The sequence below is a fragment of the Nonomuraea sp. NPDC049269 genome (assembly GCF_043197155.1).
Classification (GTDB): domain Bacteria; phylum Actinomycetota; class Actinomycetes; order Streptosporangiales; family Streptosporangiaceae; genus Nonomuraea.
The window spans coordinates 766,728-788,564 of record NZ_JBICSO010000005.1 but is presented as its reverse complement, the minus strand read 5'-3'; the positions used below and the strand labels follow the sequence as shown (position 1 = coordinate 788,564).

Below are 21,837 nucleotides of genomic sequence, written 5' to 3'. Positions count from 1 at the left end.
GCGGCCGAGACCGCGGGCGGCGTACGGCGGGCTGAAATATCGCGAAAAATTACGCCAGGGGGCCCGTGACGGACTCGGCGGCGGTGACCACGCCGCCCTCGGCGACCAGGCGGACGGCGGACTCGATCTCCGGTGCCAGGAAGCGGTCGGGCCCGGGGCCCGGGACGGTCTCGCGCAGCGCCCGCACCACCGCGCCGGTGGCCGGGGCGGGCTCCAGCGGGGCGCGCAGGTCGAGGGCGCGGGCGGCGGTGAGCACCTCGACGGCCAGCACCCTGGTGAGGCCGTCGACCGACTTGCGCAGCTTGCGGGCCGCCGACCAGCCCATCGAGACGTGGTCCTCCTGCATGGCCGAGCTGGGGATCGAGTCCACGCTGGCGGGCGCGGCCAGCCGCTTGAGCTCGGAGACGATGGCCGCCTGGGTGTACTGGGCGATCATGTGGCCGGAGTCGACACCGGGATCGTCGGCCAGGAACGCCGGCAGCCCGTGGTTGCGCGCCACGTCCAGGAAGCGGTCGGTGCGACGTTCGGACATCGAGGCCAGGTCGGCGGCGACGATGGCCAGGAAGTCCAGCACGTAGGCGACGGGGGCGCCGTGGAAGTTGCCGTTCGACTCGACGCGGCCGTCGGAGAGCACGGCGGGGTTGTCCACGGCACTGGCCAGCTCCCAGGTGGCCACGTTCGCGGCGTGGGTGATCGTGTCGCGGGCGGCTCCGGCCACCTGGGGAGCGCAGCGCAGGGAGTAGGCGTCCTGGACACGGGTGCACGCGGTCGGGTCGCGGTGACTCGCCATGATGCCCGAGTTATCCAGAATTTTCGTCATATTGGCGGCGGAGAGGGCCTGGCCCGGCTGCGGCCGGAGCGCCTGCAGCTCGGGGGCGAAGACGCGGTCGGTGCCCAGCAGCCCCTCGACGCTCATCGCGGCGCTCACGTCGGCGGTCCTGACGAGCCTGGTCAGGTCGTCGATGGCCAGGATGAGCATGCCGAGCATGCCGTCCGTGCCGTTGATGAGCGCGAGCCCCTCCTTCGCGGCGAGCTCGACGGGCTCGATGCCCGCCTGCTTGAGCGCCTCCTCCGCTGCGGTGATATTTCCGTACTTGTCGCGCACTACGCCCTCACCCATCAACGTGAGCGCCACGTGCGCCAGCGGCGCCAGGTCGCCGGAGCAGCCGAGGCTGCCGTACTCGTGGACGACCGGCGTGATGCCTTCGCTGATGAGCGCGGCCAGCGTCTTCGCGGTGGTCGGCCGGATGCCGGTGTGACCGGTGGCGAGCGTGTGCAGCCGCAGCAGCATGAGCGCGCGCACCACCTCGGTCTCGACCTCGGGGCCGTTGCCCGCGGCGTGACTGCGCACCAGCGAGCGCTGGAGCTGGGCGCGCAGCGCCGGGTCGATGTGCCGCGTGGCCAGCGCCCCGAACCCGGTCGAGATCCCGTAGGAGGGCACCGGGCTCTCGGCCAGCTCGTCGACGCGCTGACGGGCCGCGGAGATCGCGGCCATGGCGTCGTCGGTGAGCCGCACGGCGGCGCCGTGACGGGCCACCCTGATGACGTCGTCGAAGGTGAGGGGTTCAGGACCGACGTTCACGACTCCGTTGTCGCCCATGATGTGACTCTCTCGCTTAGGTAACCGGCGTATGCGATGTTAGCTCCTTACCGGAGAACAGCGCGGCCAGCCCCTCCTTGCCTTCGTCGGTCAGCACCACCGCCCGGGGAACCGTCCCCTGCCGGTACCACCCGCGCTCGAACAGCACGGCGGTCACCGCCGCGCCGAGAGCCCCGCCGAGATGGGCCCGCCGCTCGGTCCAGTCGAGGCATTCGGGGGCGAACCGGCGCCTGGCCTTCCGCACCCCCGCCACGTCCACCCCGAGCCGGCCCAGCAGCCGCTCGCCCTTGTCCGTGACCTCCTGGTTCACCAGGAACCCGCCCTGGACCAGCTGATCGAGCAGCGCCACCCCGGCCCGTCCGGCCAGGTGGTCGTAGCAGGTACGGGCCTCCTCCAGCAGCCTGGCCTGGCGCGACTGGCGCAGGGACCGGATGGGCGGCCGGGCGCTCACCCTGGCCAGCACCTCCAGCACCTCGGCGACCTCGTGCCCGGCCAGACGGTAGTAGCGGTGGCGGCCCTGGCGTACGACATCGACGAGCCGCCCGTCGAGCAGCCGGGACAGGTGCGCGCTCGCGGTGGCGGCGCTCACGCCGGAGAGCCGGGCGAGCTCCCCCGCGGCCAGCGCGCGACCGCCCAGCAGGGCGGTGAGGATGGCCGCCCTGGTCGGATCGGCTATGAGCGCCGCGACGGGCGCGATGTCGGAGTCGTGCGCGATGTATTCGGCGGCCATACCTGACGCTAACCCACGGACACTTCGCCGCCCGTCGAAGCATCGCCTCAGGGGGTGTCCGTCCCGCTCTTCACGGTGCCGCGGGCCAGCGCGAGCCCCAGCACGACCATGCCGAGGCCGAGGACGAAGTGCAGCCAGTTGTCGGCCGTGTTGACCGGCACGAAGTTGGCCGCGCTCGCCTGGTCGACGAACAGGCCGTAGAGCCACAGCAGCAGGTAGATCGCGCCACCGCCGATGAGGAAGTACCGGGCGCCCGACCAGGTGCGCGACAACACGATGCCGGTGATGCCGTAGATCAGGTGGACGATGTTGTGCAGGATGGAGACCTGGAAGATGCCCAGCAGCATCGCGCCGGAGTGGTGGCCGATGAACACCATGGCGCGGTAGCCGGTGGTGATGCCGGGAATGAATCCCAGCACGCCGGCCAGCAGGAACACCACTCCTACGATGAGCGCCGCGACTTGCACGGCCGATCGTGCCGTCCCGGTGTGCGGGGTGTTCATGTTCGAAACCCTCCCCCGGTAGATTCTGGTTTTTCTCCGGCTACCCTCGTTGATGTCACGGAATGCTCTGCGGGCAGCCAAATCTCTCTGGGCTCCCGGGTGGGCCTAACCATAAAGGTCCCGTTGGCAGCAGGAGACGGCGTCGCACTGGTCACCGGAGCGTCCCGCGGCCTGGGCGCCGTGATCGCCCGCAGGCTGGGCGCCGACGGCCATACCGTGGCCGTCAACTACCGCTCCGAGCGCGAGACCGCCCAGCAGGTGGCCGCGAGCATCCGCGCCGCCGGTGGATCCGCCGAGGCGTTCGCCGGCGACGTCACCGACGAGACCTCGACGGCCGAACTGGTCGCCCAGGTCACCGACCGGCTGGGCCCCGTGGAGGTGCTGGTGCTCAACGCGACCGGCCCGCAGCCGAAGGTCGCGTTCGAGGATCTCACCTGGCAGACGCACCTGGACCAGCTCCACTTCTTCGTCAAGAGCCCCACGCTCCTCCTACAGGCTGCGCTGCCGGGCATGAAGGCGCGGGGCGGAGGCCGCGTGATCCAGATCGGCTCGGACATCGTGGACCGCGCCCTGCCTGGCATGTCCGCCTACATCGCCGCGAAAGCCGCCCAGTTCGAGCTCACCCGGGCGTGGGCCCGCGAGCTGGGACCGTACGGCGTCACGGTGAACCTGGTCGCGCCCGGTTTCATCCCCGTCGAACGGCACGCCGAGATCGGCGCGGAGGAGCTCGCGACGTACCGGGCGCACGTCCCGCTCGGCCGGATGGGCACGCCGGACGACGTGGCGGGCGCGGTGTCCTTCCTGGCCTCGGACGCGGCGGCGTTCGTCACCGGCGAACGCATCACCGTCAACGGCGGCCACACCATCGGCTGACCGCCATCGAGGAACCCCGCACAAGCGGCCCCTCTCTTGCGCCGCCCCAGTCAGCGGCTCCACCGTCGCGACCGCACAGGGCCGACCACGCTTAGACGCCGGCCCAACCATTACTCGGCCACGATCGACCACATGACGGACAACCCCACGCTCATCATCACCGAAGCGACAGACAACGCCGCAGCGACGGACAACCCCGCCCTGCTCGTCGCCGAAGCGGTCGGCCGCTGTCTCACCCTCGCCGAAACCTGGCTCGCCTGGGACGGCACCCCCATCGTCACCGACGGCGCGAACCTGTGGACCCCGGCCAAAGCCGTACGCCGCGTCCAGGACCACCTCATCGACCACCTCGCCGAGGTCGAGGCGCTCCTGGCGGGCGCCACCCCGCAGGAGGACCACTGGCACGGCCGCATGGTGACGCTGGACGCCGACTGGGCCCGCTTCACCGAACTCGACCTGGCCGAGGCCCGCTCCCGCTGGACCCGCCTGGGCCAGGCGTACGTGAACCGCTACGCCACGGCCCCGGACGCCTGGGACCTGCCCCGCACCCCCAACTGGACCCTGCGCGAGATCGCCGAGCACGTGGCCGGGATCACCTGGTACGCCGAACAGGTGGGAACACTCCGGTTTGGGGACTCGGCCAGGATTCGCTAGAGTTCTCTCGTCACCGCACACCAGCGGAGACGACGCGGAAGTGGCTCAGTGGTAGAGCATCACCTTGCCAAGGTGAGGGTCGCGGGTTCGAATCCCGTCTTCCGCTCGGAGCTTCCGGCTCGGTGGAGTGGCCGAGAGGCGAGGCAGCGGCCTGCAAAGCCGTCTACACGGGTTCAAATCCCGTCTCCACCTCCAAGGACGATTAGCTCAGCGGGAGAGCGCTTCCCTGACACGGAAGAGGTCACTGGTTCAATCCCAGTATCGTCCACCACACTAGTTTGACAGGCCCCAGCTCACGGCACATGCCGGGAGACTGGGGCTTTTCGCTGTTCGCGGGCCCTGTCAGCCTGCTGACCTCGCACGGAGTTGATCGGCTCTGAGGCGCGGTCAGGCTGGGTCGGGCGCGCAGGCGGTTTCGTGGGGCCGTCCGTCCTCGACCCTCGCGATCGGTTCACCGACGAGGTCTTGCAACGCGCCCTTCAGAGCGGTCCGCAGCGAAGGGGCGAGGTCGGCCAGGAGCCGGTCCTCTATCGCTTCGATGTCACTGCGGGCGGCTTTGAGGGCGCGGCTCCCTTCGGGGGTGACCTCGATGATGCGCGCTCTGCGGTCGGCGGGGTCCGGCCGGCGCCGCACCAGGCCGGCGCCCTCCAGCTCGTCGAGGATGAGGACCAGCTTGCTCTTGTCGACCGACACGGCCTGGGCGAGGACGAGCTGGGTGCGGGCGGGGACCTCGACGATCGCCATCAACACCGTGTAGCCCCACAGCGTCATGCCGTGCTCGCGCACGGCCGCCGTCTCGGCCGTGGCCAGACCCTGCTTCAGCCGCGCGAACAGCCAGTGCAGGTCCTGGTGCAACCAGCTGCCGGGCGAGCCGTCGGGGTCGGGAGAGATGGCCATGGCAGCATGATAGCAAGCCGAGATGTTCTTGACTCACAACTATCTTGCTCTATATTGATTGTGAATCCAGATCATCTTGAATGTGAGGCAAATCTTGTGACGCATCTTCTGCATCTGGACGCCAGCGGACGCAGCGACTCCTTCTCGCGCAGGCTCGGCGGAACCTTCGTGACCGAGTGGCGGGCCACCCATCCCGATGGGAGCTACACCTACCGCGACCTGGTGGCGGACCCGGTGCCGCCCATCGACGAGGACCGCGTCCACCTCGCCACCCAGTCATCCGTGAACGGGGTGCGCGACATCGAGGCCATGGACGAGGTCGCCGCCGGCGCTCCCGAGCTGGCCAGAAGCTGGGCGGCCACCCGCCCGCTGGTGGAGCAGCTGCTCGCGGCCGACGTCCTGCTCCTGGGCGTACCGATGTACAACTTCTCGGTGCCCGCCGCGCTCAAGGCGTGGATCGACCGCGTGACCCTGCCCTGGCTGCCGCTCAAGGGAAAGTCGGCCGTGGTGCTCAGCGCGCGCGGCGGAGGCTACGGGCCGGGCACGCCCCGCGAGCAGTTCGACTTCCAGGAGCCCTACCTGCGCGCCTACTTCTCCGTGCTCGGACTGGACGACGTGGAGTTCGTCCATGCCGAGCTCACCCACGCCACGGTCATGCCCTTCCTCGCGCAGTTCCGCGAGCAGCATGAGGCCTCCCATGCCGCGGCGCTCGACGCGGTGCGCACCCTGGCGACCCGGGTGCGCGCCGAGACACCGTCCTGACCCTCCACCTGATCAGCGAAGACAAAGAGGACAACCATGAACACGGATCTCAACGGCCGCGTGGCCCTGATCACCGGCGCGTCGACCGGGATCGGCGCCGCTACCGCCCGCGCCTACGGGCGTGAAGGCGCCCGCGTGGCGATCACCTATCGCGACCACCCCGACAGCGCGGAGAAGGTGGCCGCCGATGTCGAGGCCGCCGGCGGGCAGGCGTACCTCGTCCGGCTCGACCTTGAGGACCTGCCCACCATCGCTCACGCCGTCGCGAGCGTCGTCGAACACTGGGGCGGGATCGACGTCCTCGTCGCCAATGCCGTGCGCTGGGGCGGTGACGGCCCGCCCGACCCGAGCCTGCGGTTCGAAGACGTGCCACTGCAGGAGTGGGACGCGATGATCAGCGCCAACCTGATCGGAACGGCGGCCTCGGTCCACGCCGTCCTGCCGAGTATGCGCGCCAAGGGCTGGGGCCGCATCGTGCTGATCTCCTCGAGCGTCGCGGAGGAGGGCCTGCCCGGACCCGGCCCGTACGGGACCGCCAAGTCGGGCCTGTACGGCCTCGCCCGCAGCCTGGCCTGGAACGGCGGCCGGGACGGGATCCTGGTCAACGTCGTGGCGCCGGGCTTCACCCTGACCGACAGCCGCCCCGACATCCCGGCGTTCGTCACCGACGCCCTCGCCGCCGCCACCCCCACGCACCGGCTCTCCCACGCAGGCGACGTGGCCAACCTCATCGTCTTCCTGGGCTCGGGAGCCAACGGCAACCTCACCGGCGAGGTGATCCGGGACGGCTCCGCCGCCGCACGCGCACCACACATCGGCGGATAGCACCTGGCACCACGTGAATCCGCTCCCCGTCCGGCTGCGCGGGCAGGGAGCGGACCTGTCGGCTCCTCCAGTGGAGAGGCCGCTGCGTTGCCCCAGTTTGGCAGCGCAAAGACAGAAACTTGACGATTAGTCAACACGGTTGTCATGACCGCTTCATATCCTCGATGAGATGGATAAGCCGACAGGGATCGCCGGGTCGGTTGTGCTCGCCGCCCTCACCTTGACCGCTTCCGCCGTCGGCCTGAGCGGCACCGCGATATTGACCCGCGACGACGTGCCCGAAAACCCGCCGATCACCGCGTCCATCTCCGGCTCGGGTTCGAGCGCGCAGAAGGGCGCGATGGACGCCTGGCGCGCCGAGTTCCAGCGGGTCCACCCCGACCTTCGGGTGGACTACCAGGCCAACGGGTCAGGCGCCGGCATCCGCGACTTCATCGCGGGCACCACGGCGTTCGCCGGCTCAGATGTCGCGATGCAACCCCGCGAACAGGCGCTGGCCGACAGGCGCTGCGGCAGCCGCGCGGTGCACCTGCCGATGCTGGTCGGCCCCATCGCCTTGGCCTACAACCTGCCGTCCACGCCAGATCTGAAGCTCTCGCCCGCCACCCTGACCGGCATCTTCAGCGGGCGGATCACCACCTGGGACGCCTCGGAGATCGCGGCCGACAACCGCGGCAGGCGCCTGCCGCACGTCGGCATCCGGCTCGTCCACCGCTCCGACGAGTCGGGCACGACCCACAACTTCACCACCTATCTCAAGGCGGCGGGCGGCTGGCCGTACCAGCCATCGAGGAAGTGGCCCGCGCCCGGGCAGGGTGTCGGGGGCTCCTCTGGAATCACCCAGGCCGTCCAGCGCACCACCGGTTCCATCGGGTACGTGGAGTACGGGTTCGCCAGCAATGCCCGCCTGAACACCGCCAAGGTGCGCAACGCCGCCGGCCAGTTCGTCGCGCTCTCTCCCCAAAGTGCGACCAGAGCCCTGGAAGGCGCCCGGATCGTCGGCGAGAATGGCGATCTGGTGGTGGAGTTCGACTACCTGACCAGAAGCAGGGACGCCTACCCCATCATCATGATCACCTACGAGATCACCTGCTCCAAGAACTCCGACCCGCTGGTGCGCACCTTCCTGCGCTACACCGCGGGCGACGGCGGCCAGTCCTACCTGTCCTTGTACGGCTACGCCCCGCTCCCGCACGATCTCCTCGCCAAGGTACGCGCACGGCTCGGCGTCCCAAGCTGAACGAAGGAGCCGAGGCCGACATCAAGAAGGTGTTCGCCCTGATCTCCGGCCGCGTCTGAGCGGTCGGGTTCGCCTCCCGTGGCGCCGGTCGTCGGCCGGCCAGCGGCCGGTCGCCTCGCGGACGCCGCGTGCGCCGGCGCGTTGAACGGCCGCCTTCACCAGGCCGAAGACGGCGCCCTGCAGCATGGCGGACACCAGCACCTGCCGCCAGGTGTAGTCCGGGTCGTCGGCGTCAGGAGTCGCATCCTCCCGCGCGATGATCTTCCACGCCTGCTTGAACAGCAGGCCGGCGATCAGCCCGCCCAGCACGCCGAACAGCAGTGACAGCGGTTTGTACAGCAGCGTCATCGCACCTCATCCCGTTTCCACCCCCCTGCCCCGCAAAGCCCGCAGCATGCACCCGCGACATTGATGAGATGCACTCATGTTTGGGCCTTGTTGCCGGGGCGTAGGCGGCGGATGCTGACGGCAGGCCCCCCAGCCGCGTGAGGTGTCCATGATGCGCCGCCGATCCATCGCCGTCGTCCTCCTCCTGCTGACCGCCTCGCTGATCTCTCCGGGGGGCAGATCGTCAGCGGCATCCGATGTACGCGGGTTCGTCGACGCGCACAGTCACCTGTTCTCGTACGAGGCGTTCGGCGGCATGCTGCTGTGCGGCAAGCCGTTCGACCCCGCCGGCATCGCCCAGGCCCTGACGGACTGCCCTGACCACTATCCCCACGGCGAGCTGGCTTGGTTCGAGAACTTCACCCGGACCGGCTCCCCCACCGGCACCCACGACCCGGTGGGCTGGCCCACGTTCCGCGACTGGCCGGCGCACGACTCGCTGACCCACCAGCAGGCGTACTACACGTGGGTGGAGCGGGCCTGGCGCGGCGGGCTCCGGATCATGGTCAACGACCTGGTGGCCAACCGCCAGCTGTGCGCGATCTACCCGCTGCGGAAGAACTCCTGCGACGAGATGGCCACGCTCAGGCTGGAGGCGCAGCGGGCCACCGAGCTGCAGGAGTACATCGACGCCCAGTACGGCGGGCCCGGACAGGGCTGGTTCAGGATCGTGCGCGACCCGGCCGAGGCCAGGCGGACGGTCGAGGCGGGCAAGCTCGCCGTCGTCCTGGGCGTCGAGACCTCCGAGCCGTTCGGCTGCCGCCAGATCCTCGGCCTCCCGCAGTGCACCCGGGCGCAGATCGACCGCGGGCTGGACGAGATGTACGCGCTCGGCGTGCGGAGCATGTTCGTCTGCCACAAGTACGACAACGCCCTGTGCGGGGTGCGCTTCGACTCCGGCACCCAGGGCGCCATCGTCAACCTGGGCAACCTGCTCAGCACCGGCTCCTTCTGGCAGGCGCGCACCTGCACCGGACCCGAGCACGACAATCCCATCGATCCCGGCGGCGTGCTGCCCGACCAGCTCGCCGGGCTGCTGCCTCCGGGGGTCTCGCTGCCGGTCTATCCCCCCGCGCCGCACTGCAACACCAAAGGGCTGACCGCCCTGGGCGAGTACATGGTCCAGGGAATGATCCGCCGGGGCATGCTGGTGGAGATCGACCACATGAGCGCGAAGGCCGCCGGCCGTACGCTCACCCTCCTCGAAGCGGCCGGCTACCCGGGCGTGATCTCCTCCCACAGCTGGGCAGACCCGAGCTACTTCGACCGGATCTACGCCCTTGGGGGGATGATCACCCAGTACGGGCACAACGCGCAGGACTTCGTCACGGAGTGGCGCCGCACCCAGCCGCTCAGGCAGGCGCACCAGATCCCCGGGTACGGCTACGGCCTGGACGTCAACGGCCTGGGCAAGCTCCCCGGACCCCGCGCCGGCAACTCCGCGAACCCGGTGACCTACCCCTTCACCTCCTTCGACGGGAGCGTGACCCTGGACCGGCAGCGCACCGGCGACCGGGTCTGGGACGTCAACACGGACGGCGTCGCCAACTACGGCCTGGTGCCCGACTGGATCGAGGACATGCGGGTCATCGCCGGCCCGGACATCGTCCGGGACCTGGCCGCGGGCGCCGAGTCCTACCTGCGCACGTGGGCAGCCGCCACAGCCAGGCGCGCCCCATGACGGGGCGATCATCTTAGAGTGGTGGCCATGGACGCTGCCGTGCGGGTGACCATGACGGGCTCTGGCAACGCCTTCGGCGACGGTGGCCTGCTGCAGACCTGCCTGCACGTGCGGGCCGCGGGCCGTGACGGGGCGCTGCTCATCGACTGCGGAGCCACCGCCTTGACCGGTCTCAAACGCCTCGGGCACGAGCCGAACGACGTGTCGGTCGTGGCGATCTCCCACTTGCATGGCGACCATTTCGGCGGGCTGCCGTTCCTGATCCTGGACGGCCAGTTCAGGCGGCGGCTCCGGCCGTTGCACCTGGTGGGGCCGCCCGGTCTGGCCGCCCGCCTCGAACAGGCCATGGAGGTGTTCTTCCCGGGCTCGGCGTCGGTCGCCAGGCGGTTCGCGGTCGAGGTTCACGAGGTGGCGCCCGGATCGGCGGCGCACGTCGAGGGATACGAGGTCCGAGCGTTCGAAGCCGACCATGCGGCCGGCGCAGTCGCGCTGGCGCTGCGCGTCGGCGTCGCCGGCCGGACGATCGCGTACAGCGGTGACGGAGCCTGGACCGACACCCTGATCGACGTCGCCGACGGCGCGCACCTGTTCGTCTGCGAGGCGTACACCTTCGACCGGGCCGTGCCCTACCACCTGCACCTGCCGGACCTCATCGCCCACCTCGACCGGCTGCGCTGCGAGCGGCTGGTGCTCACGCACGCCGGCCCGCAGGTGCTGGGCAGACGTGCGGACCTGACGCTCGAGCTCGCCGAGGACGGCCTGGTCGTGGAGGTGTAGCCGGAGACTCAGGGCATCTTGTATTCCGCGGCCTTGCCGCAGTAGCTGACCCCGATCGGCGAGCTGCTGAACCGGCACACCTGGACGACCACGCGATCCATGGCGGTGACTCCCGCCGGATCCGACAGCGTGAAGGAGAGCGGGACCTGGGCGTCGTCCGCCTTGTAGGTCTCCGAGTCGACGAGGGTGGTGCCGTTGTAGGCGTTGAAGACGGCAGTGGAGTACATGCCGTCCCGGGTGCAGGGCGAGAGGTTGGCGTCGTCGGACAGGTACCCGTCGACCTTGACGGTCGGCCGGATCACGGGCCCCGTCAGCCAGTCCAGCGTCCCCTCTGTGATCCCGCGAAAGCATGAGTCGCCGGAGTCGGCGTAGAACGTCACCGCCGCCTGGGCCGACGCCACGGGCTGCACCGCCAGCAGACCTGCGGCGACCACGGCGCCCAGCGTCAGGAAAACAGATAAACGCATGAAATTTGACCTTCCCTGTTGATGGTGGATCCGGGCCTTCATCGTGAACGACAGACCTGCGATGCGCCACCCGCCCAGCCGGAGATCAGCTCGAAGCGACCTCTTGACAGGTGGCCTGGCCAGTGGAAGTCTGCGTCCAAGAAATTGGTCAGGCCACCTGGCAACTGCTCCTGTCTGGGGGATACGTGACGGCAGCCATACCCATGCGGGACTCGCTGGGCGAAGTGCTGGTTCCAGCGGACGCTCTGTACGGGGCGCACACGGCCCGCGCCGCGGAGAACTTCGCGATCCCCGGCCCCCGGCTGTGCGATCACCCCGAGCTGGTCCACGCGGTGGTGCACGTCAAGATCGCGGCGGCGCGCGCCAACGCCGAGCTGGGTGCAGTGGATCAGGCGGTCGCGGACGCGATCGTCGCCGCCGGGATGGAGGTGCTGGCCGGGCGGCACGACCGGCACTTCGTGCTCCCCATCCTGCAAGGCGGGGGTGGCACCTCGACGCACATGAACGTCAACGAGGTCCTGGCGCGCCGGGCGAGCCAGATCCTGCGAAACGCCGAGATCCACCCCAACGACCACGTGAACCGGGGTCAGTCCACCAACGACGTCATGCCGACGGCCATCGGGATCGCGGTCCACCCGGCCGCCATGGACGCGGTGGACGCGCTGAACCGGCTGCGGGAGGTGCTGCTCGCCAAGGCCCACGAGTACGACGAGCTCCAGCACCTGGGCCGTACCTGCCTGCAGGACGCGGTGCCGCTCCCGGTGAGCGCGGTGCACCGGTCCCAGGCGTACGGCATCGGCCAGGCGGTGGAGAATCTCGTCCTGACCGCGGAGCGGCTCCTCGCGGTCCCGCTGGGCGGGACGGCGGTGGGCACGGGGCTCGGCGCCGAGGACGGCTTCGCGGACCTGGCGGTACGGAACCTGGCCGCGGCCCTGGGAACGCCGGTACGCCGCGCGGAGGACCCGTACTACGGGCTGGCATCGCTGGAGTCGCTGGCGGCCGTGACGGAGGCGATGAGCCGGGCCGGCCGAGTCGTCGCCCGGGTCGCCACCGATCTGCGACTCCTGGCCTCCGGGCCGGACGGCGGCATCGGCGAGGTGATCCTGCCCAGCATGCAGGCGGGTAGTTCGATCATGCCAGGCAAGATCAATCCGGTCATCCCTGAGCTGGCGATGCAGACCGCCTTCCAACTGGCCGGCGCGGCGACGACGGCCCATCTGGCGGTCAGCGCGGGCGAGCTGGAGGTCTCGGCGATGGCCCCGGTGGTCACCCTGAACCTGCTGACCGGGTTACCAGCGCTCAGCGCCGCCACGCGGATCTTCGCCGATCGCTGCGTCGCCGGCCTGTCCTGGAACGAGGCGGCGGTCGCACGCAACCTTCACGGCTCGCTCGCCCCGGCCGTGACCTCCGCCACCACCAACGGCTACGAGGCGGCCGCGCGAGACGCGTACGCGCACAGAGAGGCACCCGACCAGTGACCACCCCCACCGCGGCGCCACCGCTCGCGCCGCTCATCACCGACCCGCTCTTCGACGGGGTCACCGACCCGGTCCTGGTGCGCGACCCTGCCACGTCCACGTGGTGGTGCGTCTTCGCCCACCGCCGCGCCAACGTCCGCCTGTCCGGCCCCGCCTCCATCGGCAGGTGCCACGGGACGCCGCTCGGGCTCGCGTCCTCCGACGACCACGGCGCGAGCTGGCTCTACCGGGGAACCCTCGACCTGCCCATCGAGCCCGGGCACAACACCTTCTGGGGACCGGCGGTCGTCACCTCGGACGACGGCACGTATCACCTGTTCACCACCTTCATCCGGGGCGTGCCCGACGACCCGGCATGGGACACCCATGGCCGCCCCAGCCCGTGGCTGCGCCGGATCCACCATCTGAGCAGCACCGACCTGTGGACCTGGCGGCATCACGGGCGGCTGGATCTCGGCACGGACCACGCCGTGGACCCGTGCGTGGCGCGTACCCCCGACGGGCTGTGGACCCTGTGGTTCAAGGACGAGGCGGCGGGCGGGGCCCTGCGTTCGGTCAGCACCCAAGCGCTGGCGCCCGCGTCGTGGTCCGACCCGGTGACCGTGCTACCGCAGTGGCACGAGAGCCCGGTGGTGTTCCGGCTCGGCGGCTTCTGGTGGCTGGTCGCGGAGTCGCGGGCCGGCCTGACGTCATACCGGTCGGATGACGCACTGACCTGGGAGGAGAGCGGCGCGTTCGTCGCGACCTCGGGCAGCCGGACGGGGGATGGCGGGCCGGTCCGGTCCCCCGACGTGATCCCGGTCGGCGACTCGACCGCCTACCTCGTCTACTACACCCAGTCGGGACACGACAGCTTCGGCGACCAGGTCCCGACCTCCTCCCAGTCCTCCGTCGCCCAGGCGGCGCTCGTACGCGTCGAGGACGGGCGGCTGAGCTGCGACCGCGACGCCCCCTTCGATTTCAGACTCCCCTAGGTCCCAATCACCCACCATGACGTGCGCACGAGCGCAGGAGCCTGTCTGCTTCGAGTCCCACACCCCCCAAGGAGTAAGCACCATGTCCCACAAGCGTAGGTGTCGTTCCCTGTCCTTCCTCACCGCCGCCGGCCTGCTGGCCCTGACCGCCTGCGGCTCCCCCGCCGGCAGCTCACCGGCCACCGGCGCCGCCTCGGCCACCGGATCATCGCCGGCCGCCCCGCCGAAGAACGCGGCGGTGCCCGAGGTCCAGGCGCTCGTCCCCGACAAGTACAAGTCCAGCGGCGAGCTGGTCTTCGCGACCAATGCCCCCTATGCGCCGCTGGAGTTCTTCAAGGACGACAACAAGACCCTCACCGGCTTCGACATCGACCTCGGGAACGCGATCGCCGAGACCATGGGCCTGAAGGCCCGCTGGGAGAACATCTCCTTCGACTCCATCATCCCGGGGCTCCAGGCGGCCAAGTACGACGTCGGCATGGCGGGCTTCAGCGTCGAGCACGAACGGCTGGACGCGATGGACTTCGTCTCCTACTACCTGTCCGGCGGCGGATTCCTCGTCAAGAAGGGTTCGGGCATCGAGGTCAACGCCTTCGACCAGCTCTGCGGCTACCGGGTGGCGGTCCAGAAGGGGGTCAGCCAGGTCGACGCGGTCACCGAGGCCAGCGCCACGTGTACCAAGAACGGCAAGAAGCCCATCACGGTCCTGCAGATCCCCGACCAGAACGTCGTGGTGCTCACCCTGCAGTCCGGCCGGGCCGACATCGCGGTCGGAGACAAGCCCCAGGTCGAATACGCCGCGGCTCACTCCGGCAACGCGATGTGCGTGATCAGTACGTACCAGACCAGCCACAGCATCGCCGGCATCGCGGTCCCCAAGGGCAACACACCGTTGCTCAAGGCCCTGCAGGCGAGCATCAACTCCCTGATCAAATCCGGCGGTTACGCCGAGATCGCCAAGACCTGGGGCACGGGTGTCGCCGTCGAGGGGGCCACGCTGAGCGCGGACTACGAGAAGGTCTCGGCTCCCTGGGGCGTGGGACCGGACGGGACGGTGATCGAGTCCAAGATCTTCACCGATCCCGACGAGATCAAGGCCGGCCACACGTACTACTTCCAGCCGGTGATGAAGGGCTGCGCCTAGGCCATGGCGTACCCATCAGATCGCCCCGACCTCACCATCAAGGCGGTCCCGCAACGGCACCCCTTCCGCTGGCTGGCGGCGGGGCTGACCGCGGTCCTGATCGTCGGCGTCGTGTCCTCCGCCTTCACCAACCCCCGCTACCAGTGGGACGTGGTGGCGCGGTGGCTGACGGACGGGACCATCCTGTCCGGCCTGCTGCTGACGCTCCAGCTCACCTGTGTGTCCATGGTGATCGGTGTCCTGATGGGCATCGTCCTCGCCGTGATGAAGGGGTCTGCGAACAAGCTGCTGTCCAGCACCTCAAGCAGCTACATCTGGTTCTTCCGCGGCACTCCGCTCCTGGTCCAGCTGGTCTTCTGGTTCAACATCAGCGCGCTGTACCCGAGGATCGCGGTGGGTCTTCCGTTCGGCGGCCCGGATCTGCTCTCCCTGGACGCCAACCAGGTCATCACCCCGATGACGGCGGCCATCCTGGGGCTGGCTCTCAACGAGGCGGCGTACATGGCGGAGATCGTCCGGGCCGGGATCCTGTCCGTGCCGCCCGGCCAGATCCAGGCGGCCAACGCGCTGGGCATGACCGGACTGCAGACCACCCGGAAGATCGTCCTTCCCCAGGCGATGCGGGTCATCATCCCGCCGACCGGCAACCAGACGATCTCCATGCTCAAGACCAGCTCCCTGGTCAGCGTGCTGGCCATCCCGGATCTGCTCTACAGCGCCCAGATCGTCTATTCGCGAACCTTCCAGACCATCCCACTGCTGATCGTGGCCAGTCTGTGGTACCTGCTCGTGACCTCCCTGCTCACCGTCGCGCAGAGTTTCGTCGAGCGGCACTTCTCGCCCGACGCCGACCGCCCGGACCGGCGCTTCCGCCGGTCGCGGCCTCGCCAGGAGGGACTGACATGACCGGGGAACCCCTGCTGCGGGCCGAGCGCGTATGCAAAAGCTACGGCCGTCACCAGGTGCTCAAGGGCATCGACCTGGAAGTCCGGCGCGGAGAGGTCATGTGCGTCATCGGCCCGTCCGGGTCGGGGAAGAGCACCTTCCTGCGGTGCGTCAACCACTTGGAGCGCATCCAGTCCGGCCGGATCTGGGTCGACGGCGAACTGATCGGCTACCGCCAGTCGGGAGACCGGCTGCACGAGTTGTCCGCCCGCGCGCTCAGCCGCCAACGGGCCGAGATCGGCATGGTGTTCCAGGATTTCAACCTCTTCTCCCACTACACCGCTGTGGAGAACGTGATGGCCGGCCCCGTCATGGTGCGGGGAGAGTCGCGGGAGCCCGCCCGCGACCGGGCGGTGGAGCTGCTGCGCCGGGTCGGACTCGGCGACAAGCTCGACGCCTACCCGCGCAGGCTGTCGGGAGGCCAGCAGCAGCGGGTCGCCATCGCCCGCGCCCTGTCCATGCGCCCCAAACTCATGCTGTTCGACGAACCCACCTCGGCCCTGGACCCCGAACTGGTCGGCGAGGTCCTCGACGTCATGCGCGACCTGGCGGGCGAGGGCCTGACGATGATCATCGTCACGCACGAGATCGGCTTCGCCCGCGAAGTGGGCGACACCCTGGTCTTCATGGACGACGGCGTGGTCGTCGAATCCGGGACGCCCGCGCAGGTCATCGGCAATCCCGTGCACGACAGGACCAAGGCGTTCCTGTCCAAAGTGCTCTAGCACCACCAGGAGTCCTCTCTCATGACCATCCGCAACACCTACGACATAGCAGTGCTCGGGCTCGGCGCCATGGGCTCCATGGCCGCCTGGCGCGCGGCCGCCCGGGGCGCCTCGGTGATCGGCATAGAGCAGTACGGCATCGCCCACGACCGAGGTTCCTCGCACGGCGGTTCGCGGATCTTCCGCAAGACCCTCTTCGAAGGCCGCGAGTACATCCCGGTCGTCGAGCGGGCGCACACCCTCTGGCAGCGGCTGGAGGCGGAGTCGGGGACCACGCTGCTCCGCCGCTCCGGCGGGCTGTGCATCGGCCCCCGCGACGGCGCGCTCATCGACGACGCGCTGCGCTGCGCGAAGGAGGCCGACATCGAACACCTGCTGCTGGAGCCGGACGAACTCGCCGCCCGCTACCCCCAGCACGCCACCATCGCCGGCGATGTGGCCGTGCTGGAGCCCGGAGCCGGGGTCCTCGACCCCGAGGCGGCCATCGCCGCCGCCCTGAGCCGTGCCGCGGCGGCCGGCGCCCGGCTGCACTTCCAGACCCAGGTGACGGCGCTGCGCCACGACGACGGCGGCGTACGGGTGGAGACCGGCGACGGCACCTTCAACGCCCGGCGCGCGATCGTGGCCACCGGGGCCTGGTTCACCGACCTGCTGCCTGACCTGGCCCTTCCCCTGCGCGTGCAACGCTCGCTGCTCTCCTGGTTCACCGGCCCGGACCGCGAGTCGTACCGGCCCGAGGTGTTTCCGGTCTTCATCCGGGAGAGCGGGACGGTCGACGGCTGGGGCATTCCGGACGTCGACGGCAGAGGGGTGAAGGTGGGCGCGGGTCCCACCGCGCCCAAGCGGTGGCTCGACCACGCCCGCGACAACGACTACCCGGTGAGCGAGAGCGACCTGCTCCCGGCCGAGGAGTTCTGCCGAACCGCGTTCCCCGGCCTCACCCCGCGTGCCGTCGCCGCCGCCGCCTGCATGAACTCCAAGACTCCCGACGGTGACTTCGTCATCGGCGTTCCCTCCGGCGCGCCCGCCCTGGTCCTGGCCGGGGGGATGTCCGGCCACGGCTTCAAGCACGCCGCCGGGATCGGGGACATCACCGTCGACCTCGCCCTCGACGGGGCCTGCGACATCCCTCTCGACCGGTTCTCACCGGATCGCTTCGCCGGGAAGGAGAGCTGACCGTGGAGTACCGCCCTCTCGGCCGCTCGGGGCTGCGCGTCAGCCCCATCGCCCTCGGCACCATGAACTTCGGCCCCGAGACCTCCGAGGACGACGCCCGCCTCATCATGGACGAAGCCGTCGAGGCGGGAGTCAACCTCTTCGACACCGCGGACGTCTACGGCGCCGACGCGAACCGCACCATCGCCGACCACGATCCCGCCAAGGGGCTCACCGAGCAGATCATCGGCCGCTGGCTGGCCGACCGTCCAGGCCGGCGCGACCAGATCGTGCTGATCTCCAAGGCGTACGGCCGCATGGGACCGGGCCCGAACGACATGTACCTGTCGGCCCGGCACATCCGGCGAGCCTGCGAGGCGTCGCTACGCCGGTTGAACACCGACCACCTCGACATCTTCCTGCTGCACCACGTCGACCGCGCCACCGGCTGGCCGGAGATCTGGGAGGCGCTCACCGACCTGCGGCAGGCGGGCAAGATCCGGTACGCGGGCACCAGCAACTTCGCCGCCTGGCAGATCGTGCAAGGGCAGGAGGCCGCCCAGGCCCGCGGGCTGTTCGGCCTGGTGGCCGAGGAGAGCATCTACAACCTCATGGAGCGCGCGGCGGAGCTGGAGGTCCTGCCCGCCTGCCGCGCCTATGGCATCGGCGTGCTCCCGTACAGCCCGCTCAACTCCGGGCTGCTCGGCGGGATCCTCGCCAAGACCCGCACCGCCGCCCGCAGCGCCAGCTCGCGGGCCACCACCCAGCTCGACCGGTGGGGCGACCGCATCGCCGCCTATGAGGCGCTGTGCGGCGAACTCGGTCACCCGCCCGCCACCGTCGCCCAGGCGTGGCTGTGCCACCAGCCCGGAGTGACCGCTCCCGTCGTCGGCGCCCGCACCCTGGCGCACCTGCGGGACGGGCTGGCCGCCGCCGAACTGAACCTGTCCCCCTCAGACCTGGCCGCGCTCGACGCCGTCTTCCCCGCGTCCGGCCCCGCACCGGAGGCATACGCATGGTGAACACCTCGCCGCCCTACCAGCGCTTCGAACTGGAGAACTGGCAGTCCGACTACGAGCAGACCGTACGGTTCAACCTCTCCGACAGCACCATCGACCCGGTCTCGCTCGCCGAGCTCCTCGGCCCGGAAGCCGACCTCGGGGCGCTGCTGGCCACCGAGCTGTACTACCCCGAGGTCAACGGCGAGCGGGAGCTCCGCGAGCTCATCGCGGCCGGTTATCCCGGCGGTGACCTCACGGCGGACAACGTCCTGGTCACCGTCGGCGCCTCCGAGGCCAATGCCGCCATCGTCGACGCCTACTGCCCGCCCGGCTCCCGGGTCATCGTCATGGAGCCGGGATACCAGCAGGTCTGGGGTCTGGCCAGGAACCGGGGCTGTGACGTGCGCGCCTTCCGGCTCGATCCCGAGCGCGGCTGGCGGCCGGATCTGCGGGCGCTCAGCGACCTGGCGGTCCCCGGCACCTCGGTCATCTACGTCTGCAACCCCAACAACCCGGTCGGCTACATCCTCGACGAGGACGAGATGACCGCCATCGTGGAGATCGCCGAACGCTGCGGCGCCTGGCTGGTCGCCGACGAGGTCTACCACGGCAGCGAGCACGACCCGGCCGCCCCCGCCCGTACCTTCGTCGGCCGCTATGACCGGGTCATCGGCGTCAACAGCATGTCCAAGTCGTACGGACTGTCGGGCCTGCGCGTCGGCTGGGCGGCCGGTCCGCCCGACGTCATCCGGAAGCTGTGGCGGCGTCACGAGTACGCGGCCATCGCGACCGGGCGCCTGGACAACGTCCTGGCCGCCCTCGCGCTGCAAACGGACACCGCGGCCCGCATCCTCGGCCGCAACCGCGCGGCGATGGGCGAGGGATGGGCCCTGTTCGAGGACTGGAAGCGGTCACTCGGGGGCCTCGTCACGGCGCACCGGCCGATGGCCACTCCCCTGGCCTTCGTCCGCTTCGCCACCGCGCTTGACTCCGTCGAGGTCGGGCATCGTCTACGTGTCGACGCCTCCACGCTGATCTGCCCGGGGGTGTATTTCGGGTGCGAAGGTTATCTCCGGATGAACGTCGGATTCGGCCTCGACTACGTGGCCCAGGCACTTGAGGCCATGACACCGGTGGTGCGCGCCATGGCCGAACAGGATCCCGCCCATGACTGAGACCCCGCGCGTGAGCTTGCGCGTGCTTCCCGAGACGTACGCGGTGTGCCGCATGGACCCCGCGGCCGAGCACACCGTCCCGGTCACGGGAACGGGCTCGCTCTACTGCCTGACCAGGACCGCCGACGAGCTGTCCCTCGTCTGCCCCGAGGCTCTCGCCCCACGGGCGGAGGCCAGGGTCGAGCCCGGCTGGACCTGCCTGGTGGTGGCGGGTCCGCTGGACTTCTCCCTGACGGGCATCCTCGCGTCGATCGCCGGGCCACTCACCGAAGCCAATATCCCGATCTTCGTGGTCTCGACCTATGACACGGACTACGTTCTGGTCAGGTCCGAACAGGCGGATGCCGCGTTCGCGACCCTGGCCGCAGCGGGTCACACCGTCACCCCGGTATAGCCAGGCGTACCCTCCCTTCACGATGGATGTGAGATGAACACCGAACCCCCTGACGATCTGTTCGCCCCGGTCGTGGTACGCAGTGCGGCCGCGCAGGTCGCGGACCGGATCGTCACGGCCATCCGGGACCAGCCGATCGAGCGCTATGAGCGCCTGCCCTCGGAGCGCGACCTCGCCCAGCGGCTGGGGGTCAGCCGCCCCACGCTCCGCGAGGCGCTCGCCGCCCTCGAACTCGCCGGCATCATCCAGTCCTATCAGGGGCGGGGCAACGTCGTCGTCGCCACCGCCTCGCATGTGGAGAACTGGGGCATCGAGCTGCTGCCGACCCAGGTCTTCGAGGCCCGGCTCGCCGTGGAACCACAGCTCGCCGAGCTCGCCGCGGCCAAGCGCTACCCCGAGGACATCGAACAACTGAAGGCCATAGGCCGAGCGCTCGAAGAGGAGTTCCGCACGACCGGCCACTACCAGAGCGACCTGCCGGTTCACCGGGCCATCGCCCGCGCCGCCCGCAACCCCATCCTGGAGCGGGCCCTGGAGGAAGCACTGCGCTACACCGAGTCGCCACGCTGGGTGGCGCTCCGCTCCCAGGCGCTGATCCCCGACCACACCCGCAAGGGCCACATGGACGAGGCGCGGATGGTGATCCAGTACATCGAGGACGGCGACGCCGAGCGGGCGGGCGAGATCTGGCGGCAGCACCTGAGGTTCTTCCGTGACGAGATGCTCGCCGGCCTCAAAGCCCGCCCCTTGCCCGTGGACGACGCGGCCGGCCCCTAGGGACACCTCAGGCCAGGAGTTCGCGGGCCAGCGCCTCGCTCCACCACCGCTGGACTCGATCGGGTGACCAATCGCGTTCGGTGGTGAGCGTGGTGTAGACGTCGATGTTGCAGACGGCCGCATAAATGTCGACGGCCGCCCGCACGTCCAAGCCGGATCGCAGGACGTCGGCCGGCCAGGAGGAGAACACCTGGACCCGGGTCTCGTCGCCCCGGCCGCGGGCGTCGCGGTAGGTCGTCGCCAGTTCGGGCTCGGTACGGCCGGCCTCGCGCACCAGCGTGATGATGTCGCCCGCGCGTTCGAACAGCCGCCGGTCATAGGCGGCCATCGCCGCGAGCTGCCGCCCGGGGTCCGTCGCCGGGGCCTCCAGCTCCGCGAGCATCCGCGGCACGTCGGCCGACAGGTCGGCCGCGTCCGCCAGGGCCCGGGTCAGCCCGGCCTTGTTCCCATACGTCGAGTAGACCGTCGGCACGGAGACCCCCGCCTCGCGGGCCACGTCGCGTACGGTCGTCGCCGCCCACCCCTGGGAGACGAAGAGCCGGCGGGCGGCCTGGGCGATCTCGGCCCGCGTCTCCTGCGCCTGTGTGGTCCGGCGCAACGAGTCGTAGCGGCGCCGGCCCGGCTCTGCATCCATGATTCACTCCACATGACTTTACGCTGTTTATAATGAATA

The 21,837-nt window shown here is 70.0% G+C and carries 24 protein-coding genes and 3 tRNA genes; 20 read left to right on the top strand and 7 right to left on the bottom strand.

Annotated elements, in window-relative coordinates:
* Window positions 1-49 precede the first annotated feature (49 nt).
* The 3 genes from hutH to ACGFNP_RS31105 are packed head-to-tail and all read right to left on the bottom strand — an operon-like array spanning window position 50 to window position 2,833.
* Entirely contained in the window at window positions 50-1,600 is a 1,551-nt protein-coding gene (gene hutH / locus ACGFNP_RS31115) for a histidine ammonia-lyase (protein ID WP_393324927.1), read from the bottom strand.
* Window positions 1,601-1,616: 16 nt separating this feature from the next.
* Window positions 1,617-2,330 (bottom strand): helix-turn-helix transcriptional regulator, encoded by a 714-nt coding sequence (locus ACGFNP_RS31110; protein ID WP_358325624.1) that lies wholly within the window; start codon window positions 2,328-2,330, stop codon window positions 1,617-1,619.
* A 47-nt stretch (window positions 2,331-2,377) separates the two neighbouring features.
* The gene (locus tag ACGFNP_RS31105) at window positions 2,378-2,833 is read right to left on the bottom strand and encodes a DUF4383 domain-containing protein (protein WP_393324925.1); all 456 of its coding nucleotides are present in this window, start codon (window positions 2,831-2,833) and stop codon (window positions 2,378-2,380) included.
* A gap of 123 nt (window positions 2,834-2,956) precedes the next feature.
* Between ACGFNP_RS31105 and ACGFNP_RS31100 the strand changes: the two genes are divergently transcribed.
* The 5 genes from ACGFNP_RS31100 to ACGFNP_RS31080 all read left to right on the top strand — a co-directional run bounded on the left by ACGFNP_RS31100 (window position 2,957) and on the right by ACGFNP_RS31080 (window position 4,631).
* Entirely contained in the window at window positions 2,957-3,706 is a 750-nt protein-coding gene (locus tag ACGFNP_RS31100; protein WP_358325619.1) for an SDR family oxidoreductase, read from the top strand.
* Between the two features lie 132 nt (window positions 3,707-3,838).
* Entirely contained in the window at window positions 3,839-4,360 is a 522-nt protein-coding gene (locus ACGFNP_RS31095; RefSeq protein ID WP_393324923.1) for a hypothetical protein, read from the top strand.
* 34 nt (window positions 4,361-4,394) lie between these two features.
* Window positions 4,395-4,466, top strand: a tRNA-Gly gene (locus ACGFNP_RS31090).
* A 15-nt stretch (window positions 4,467-4,481) separates the two neighbouring features.
* Window positions 4,482-4,555 (top strand) — tRNA-Cys (locus ACGFNP_RS31085).
* Between the two features lies 1 nt (window position 4,556).
* Window positions 4,557-4,631 (top strand) — tRNA-Val (locus ACGFNP_RS31080).
* A gap of 116 nt (window positions 4,632-4,747) precedes the next feature.
* On the opposite strand, the gene ACGFNP_RS31075 is transcribed toward ACGFNP_RS31080, so the two are convergent.
* Window positions 4,748-5,257: a MarR family winged helix-turn-helix transcriptional regulator gene (locus ACGFNP_RS31075; protein WP_358325615.1), complete on the bottom strand. Its 510-nt coding sequence runs from the start codon at window positions 5,255-5,257 to the stop codon at window positions 4,748-4,750.
* 96 nt (window positions 5,258-5,353) lie between these two features.
* On the opposite strand from ACGFNP_RS31075, the gene ACGFNP_RS31070 reads away from it, so the two are divergent.
* From ACGFNP_RS31070 to pstS, 3 genes are all read left to right on the top strand, one after another.
* Window positions 5,354-6,019: an FMN-dependent NADH-azoreductase gene (locus tag ACGFNP_RS31070; protein ID WP_393324920.1), complete on the top strand. Its 666-nt coding sequence runs from the start codon at window positions 5,354-5,356 to the stop codon at window positions 6,017-6,019.
* Between the two features lie 36 nt (window positions 6,020-6,055).
* A complete protein-coding gene (locus ACGFNP_RS31065) occupies window positions 6,056-6,844 on the top strand; it encodes an SDR family NAD(P)-dependent oxidoreductase (protein ID WP_393324918.1) in 789 nt (262 codons plus the stop codon).
* 169 nt (window positions 6,845-7,013) lie between these two features.
* Entirely contained in the window at window positions 7,014-8,084 is a 1,071-nt protein-coding gene (gene pstS / locus ACGFNP_RS31060) for a phosphate ABC transporter substrate-binding protein PstS (RefSeq protein ID WP_393324916.1), read from the top strand.
* Between the two features lie 21 nt (window positions 8,085-8,105).
* Here the strand turns inward: pstS and ACGFNP_RS31055 are convergent, their stop codons facing one another.
* Window positions 8,106-8,432: a DUF4235 domain-containing protein gene (locus ACGFNP_RS31055; protein ID WP_358325605.1), complete on the bottom strand. Its 327-nt coding sequence runs from the start codon at window positions 8,430-8,432 to the stop codon at window positions 8,106-8,108.
* Window positions 8,433-8,583: 151 nt separating this feature from the next.
* On the opposite strand from ACGFNP_RS31055, the gene ACGFNP_RS31050 reads away from it, so the two are divergent.
* Entirely contained in the window at window positions 8,584-10,152 is a 1,569-nt protein-coding gene (locus tag ACGFNP_RS31050) for a Coagulation factor 5/8 type domain-containing protein (protein WP_393324914.1), read from the top strand.
* A 27-nt stretch (window positions 10,153-10,179) separates the two neighbouring features.
* The gene (locus ACGFNP_RS31045) at window positions 10,180-10,929 is read left to right on the top strand and encodes an MBL fold metallo-hydrolase (protein ID WP_358325601.1); all 750 of its coding nucleotides are present in this window, start codon (window positions 10,180-10,182) and stop codon (window positions 10,927-10,929) included.
* Window positions 10,930-10,937: 8 nt separating this feature from the next.
* On the opposite strand, the gene ACGFNP_RS31040 is transcribed toward ACGFNP_RS31045, so the two are convergent.
* A complete protein-coding gene (locus ACGFNP_RS31040; protein ID WP_358325598.1) occupies window positions 10,938-11,396 on the bottom strand; it encodes a hypothetical protein in 459 nt (152 codons plus the stop codon).
* Window positions 11,397-11,581: 185 nt separating this feature from the next.
* Here ACGFNP_RS31040 and ACGFNP_RS31035 point away from each other — a divergent pair, with 185 nt between their 5' ends.
* From ACGFNP_RS31035 to ACGFNP_RS30990, 10 genes are all read left to right on the top strand, one after another.
* Entirely contained in the window at window positions 11,582-12,874 is a 1,293-nt protein-coding gene (locus tag ACGFNP_RS31035; RefSeq protein ID WP_393324912.1) for a lyase family protein, read from the top strand.
* Window positions 12,871-13,848 (top strand): hypothetical protein, encoded by a 978-nt coding sequence (locus ACGFNP_RS31030; protein ID WP_358325592.1) that lies wholly within the window; start codon window positions 12,871-12,873, stop codon window positions 13,846-13,848. Before ACGFNP_RS31035 ends, ACGFNP_RS31030 begins: the two co-directional genes overlap by 4 nt.
* 82 nt (window positions 13,849-13,930) lie before the next feature.
* Window positions 13,931-14,992: an ABC transporter substrate-binding protein gene (locus ACGFNP_RS31025; protein WP_358325589.1), complete on the top strand. Its 1,062-nt coding sequence runs from the start codon at window positions 13,931-13,933 to the stop codon at window positions 14,990-14,992.
* 3 nt (window positions 14,993-14,995) lie between these two features.
* A complete protein-coding gene (locus ACGFNP_RS31020; protein WP_393324909.1) occupies window positions 14,996-15,898 on the top strand; it encodes an amino acid ABC transporter permease in 903 nt (300 codons plus the stop codon).
* On the top strand, window positions 15,895-16,662 hold the full coding sequence (locus ACGFNP_RS31015) for an amino acid ABC transporter ATP-binding protein (RefSeq protein ID WP_358325585.1): 768 nt from the start codon (window positions 15,895-15,897) through the stop codon (window positions 16,660-16,662). The genes ACGFNP_RS31020 and ACGFNP_RS31015 overlap by 4 nt, the downstream gene beginning before the upstream one ends.
* A gap of 21 nt (window positions 16,663-16,683) precedes the next feature.
* On the top strand, window positions 16,684-17,838 hold the full coding sequence (gene solA / locus ACGFNP_RS31010) for an N-methyl-L-tryptophan oxidase (protein ID WP_358325583.1): 1,155 nt from the start codon (window positions 16,684-16,686) through the stop codon (window positions 17,836-17,838).
* A gap of 2 nt (window positions 17,839-17,840) precedes the next feature.
* Window positions 17,841-18,839 carry an aldo/keto reductase gene (locus ACGFNP_RS31005; protein WP_358325581.1) on the top strand — a complete coding sequence of 333 codons (999 nt, stop codon included), beginning with the start codon at window positions 17,841-17,843 and terminating at the stop codon, window positions 18,837-18,839.
* Window positions 18,833-19,993 (top strand): aminotransferase class I/II-fold pyridoxal phosphate-dependent enzyme, encoded by a 1,161-nt coding sequence (locus ACGFNP_RS31000; RefSeq protein ID WP_393324906.1) that lies wholly within the window; start codon window positions 18,833-18,835, stop codon window positions 19,991-19,993. The genes ACGFNP_RS31005 and ACGFNP_RS31000 overlap by 7 nt, the downstream gene beginning before the upstream one ends.
* A complete protein-coding gene (locus tag ACGFNP_RS30995; RefSeq protein ID WP_358325575.1) occupies window positions 19,986-20,387 on the top strand; it encodes an ACT domain-containing protein in 402 nt (133 codons plus the stop codon). The genes ACGFNP_RS31000 and ACGFNP_RS30995 overlap by 8 nt, the downstream gene beginning before the upstream one ends.
* Before the next feature lie 33 nt (window positions 20,388-20,420).
* Window positions 20,421-21,164 (top strand): FadR/GntR family transcriptional regulator, encoded by a 744-nt coding sequence (locus tag ACGFNP_RS30990; protein ID WP_393324904.1) that lies wholly within the window; start codon window positions 20,421-20,423, stop codon window positions 21,162-21,164.
* A 7-nt stretch (window positions 21,165-21,171) separates the two neighbouring features.
* Here ACGFNP_RS30990 and ACGFNP_RS30985 read toward each other — a convergent pair whose 3' ends face one another.
* Entirely contained in the window at window positions 21,172-21,798 is a 627-nt protein-coding gene (locus tag ACGFNP_RS30985) for a TetR/AcrR family transcriptional regulator (protein WP_393324902.1), read from the bottom strand.
* Between the last annotated feature and the right edge of the window lie 39 nt (window positions 21,799-21,837).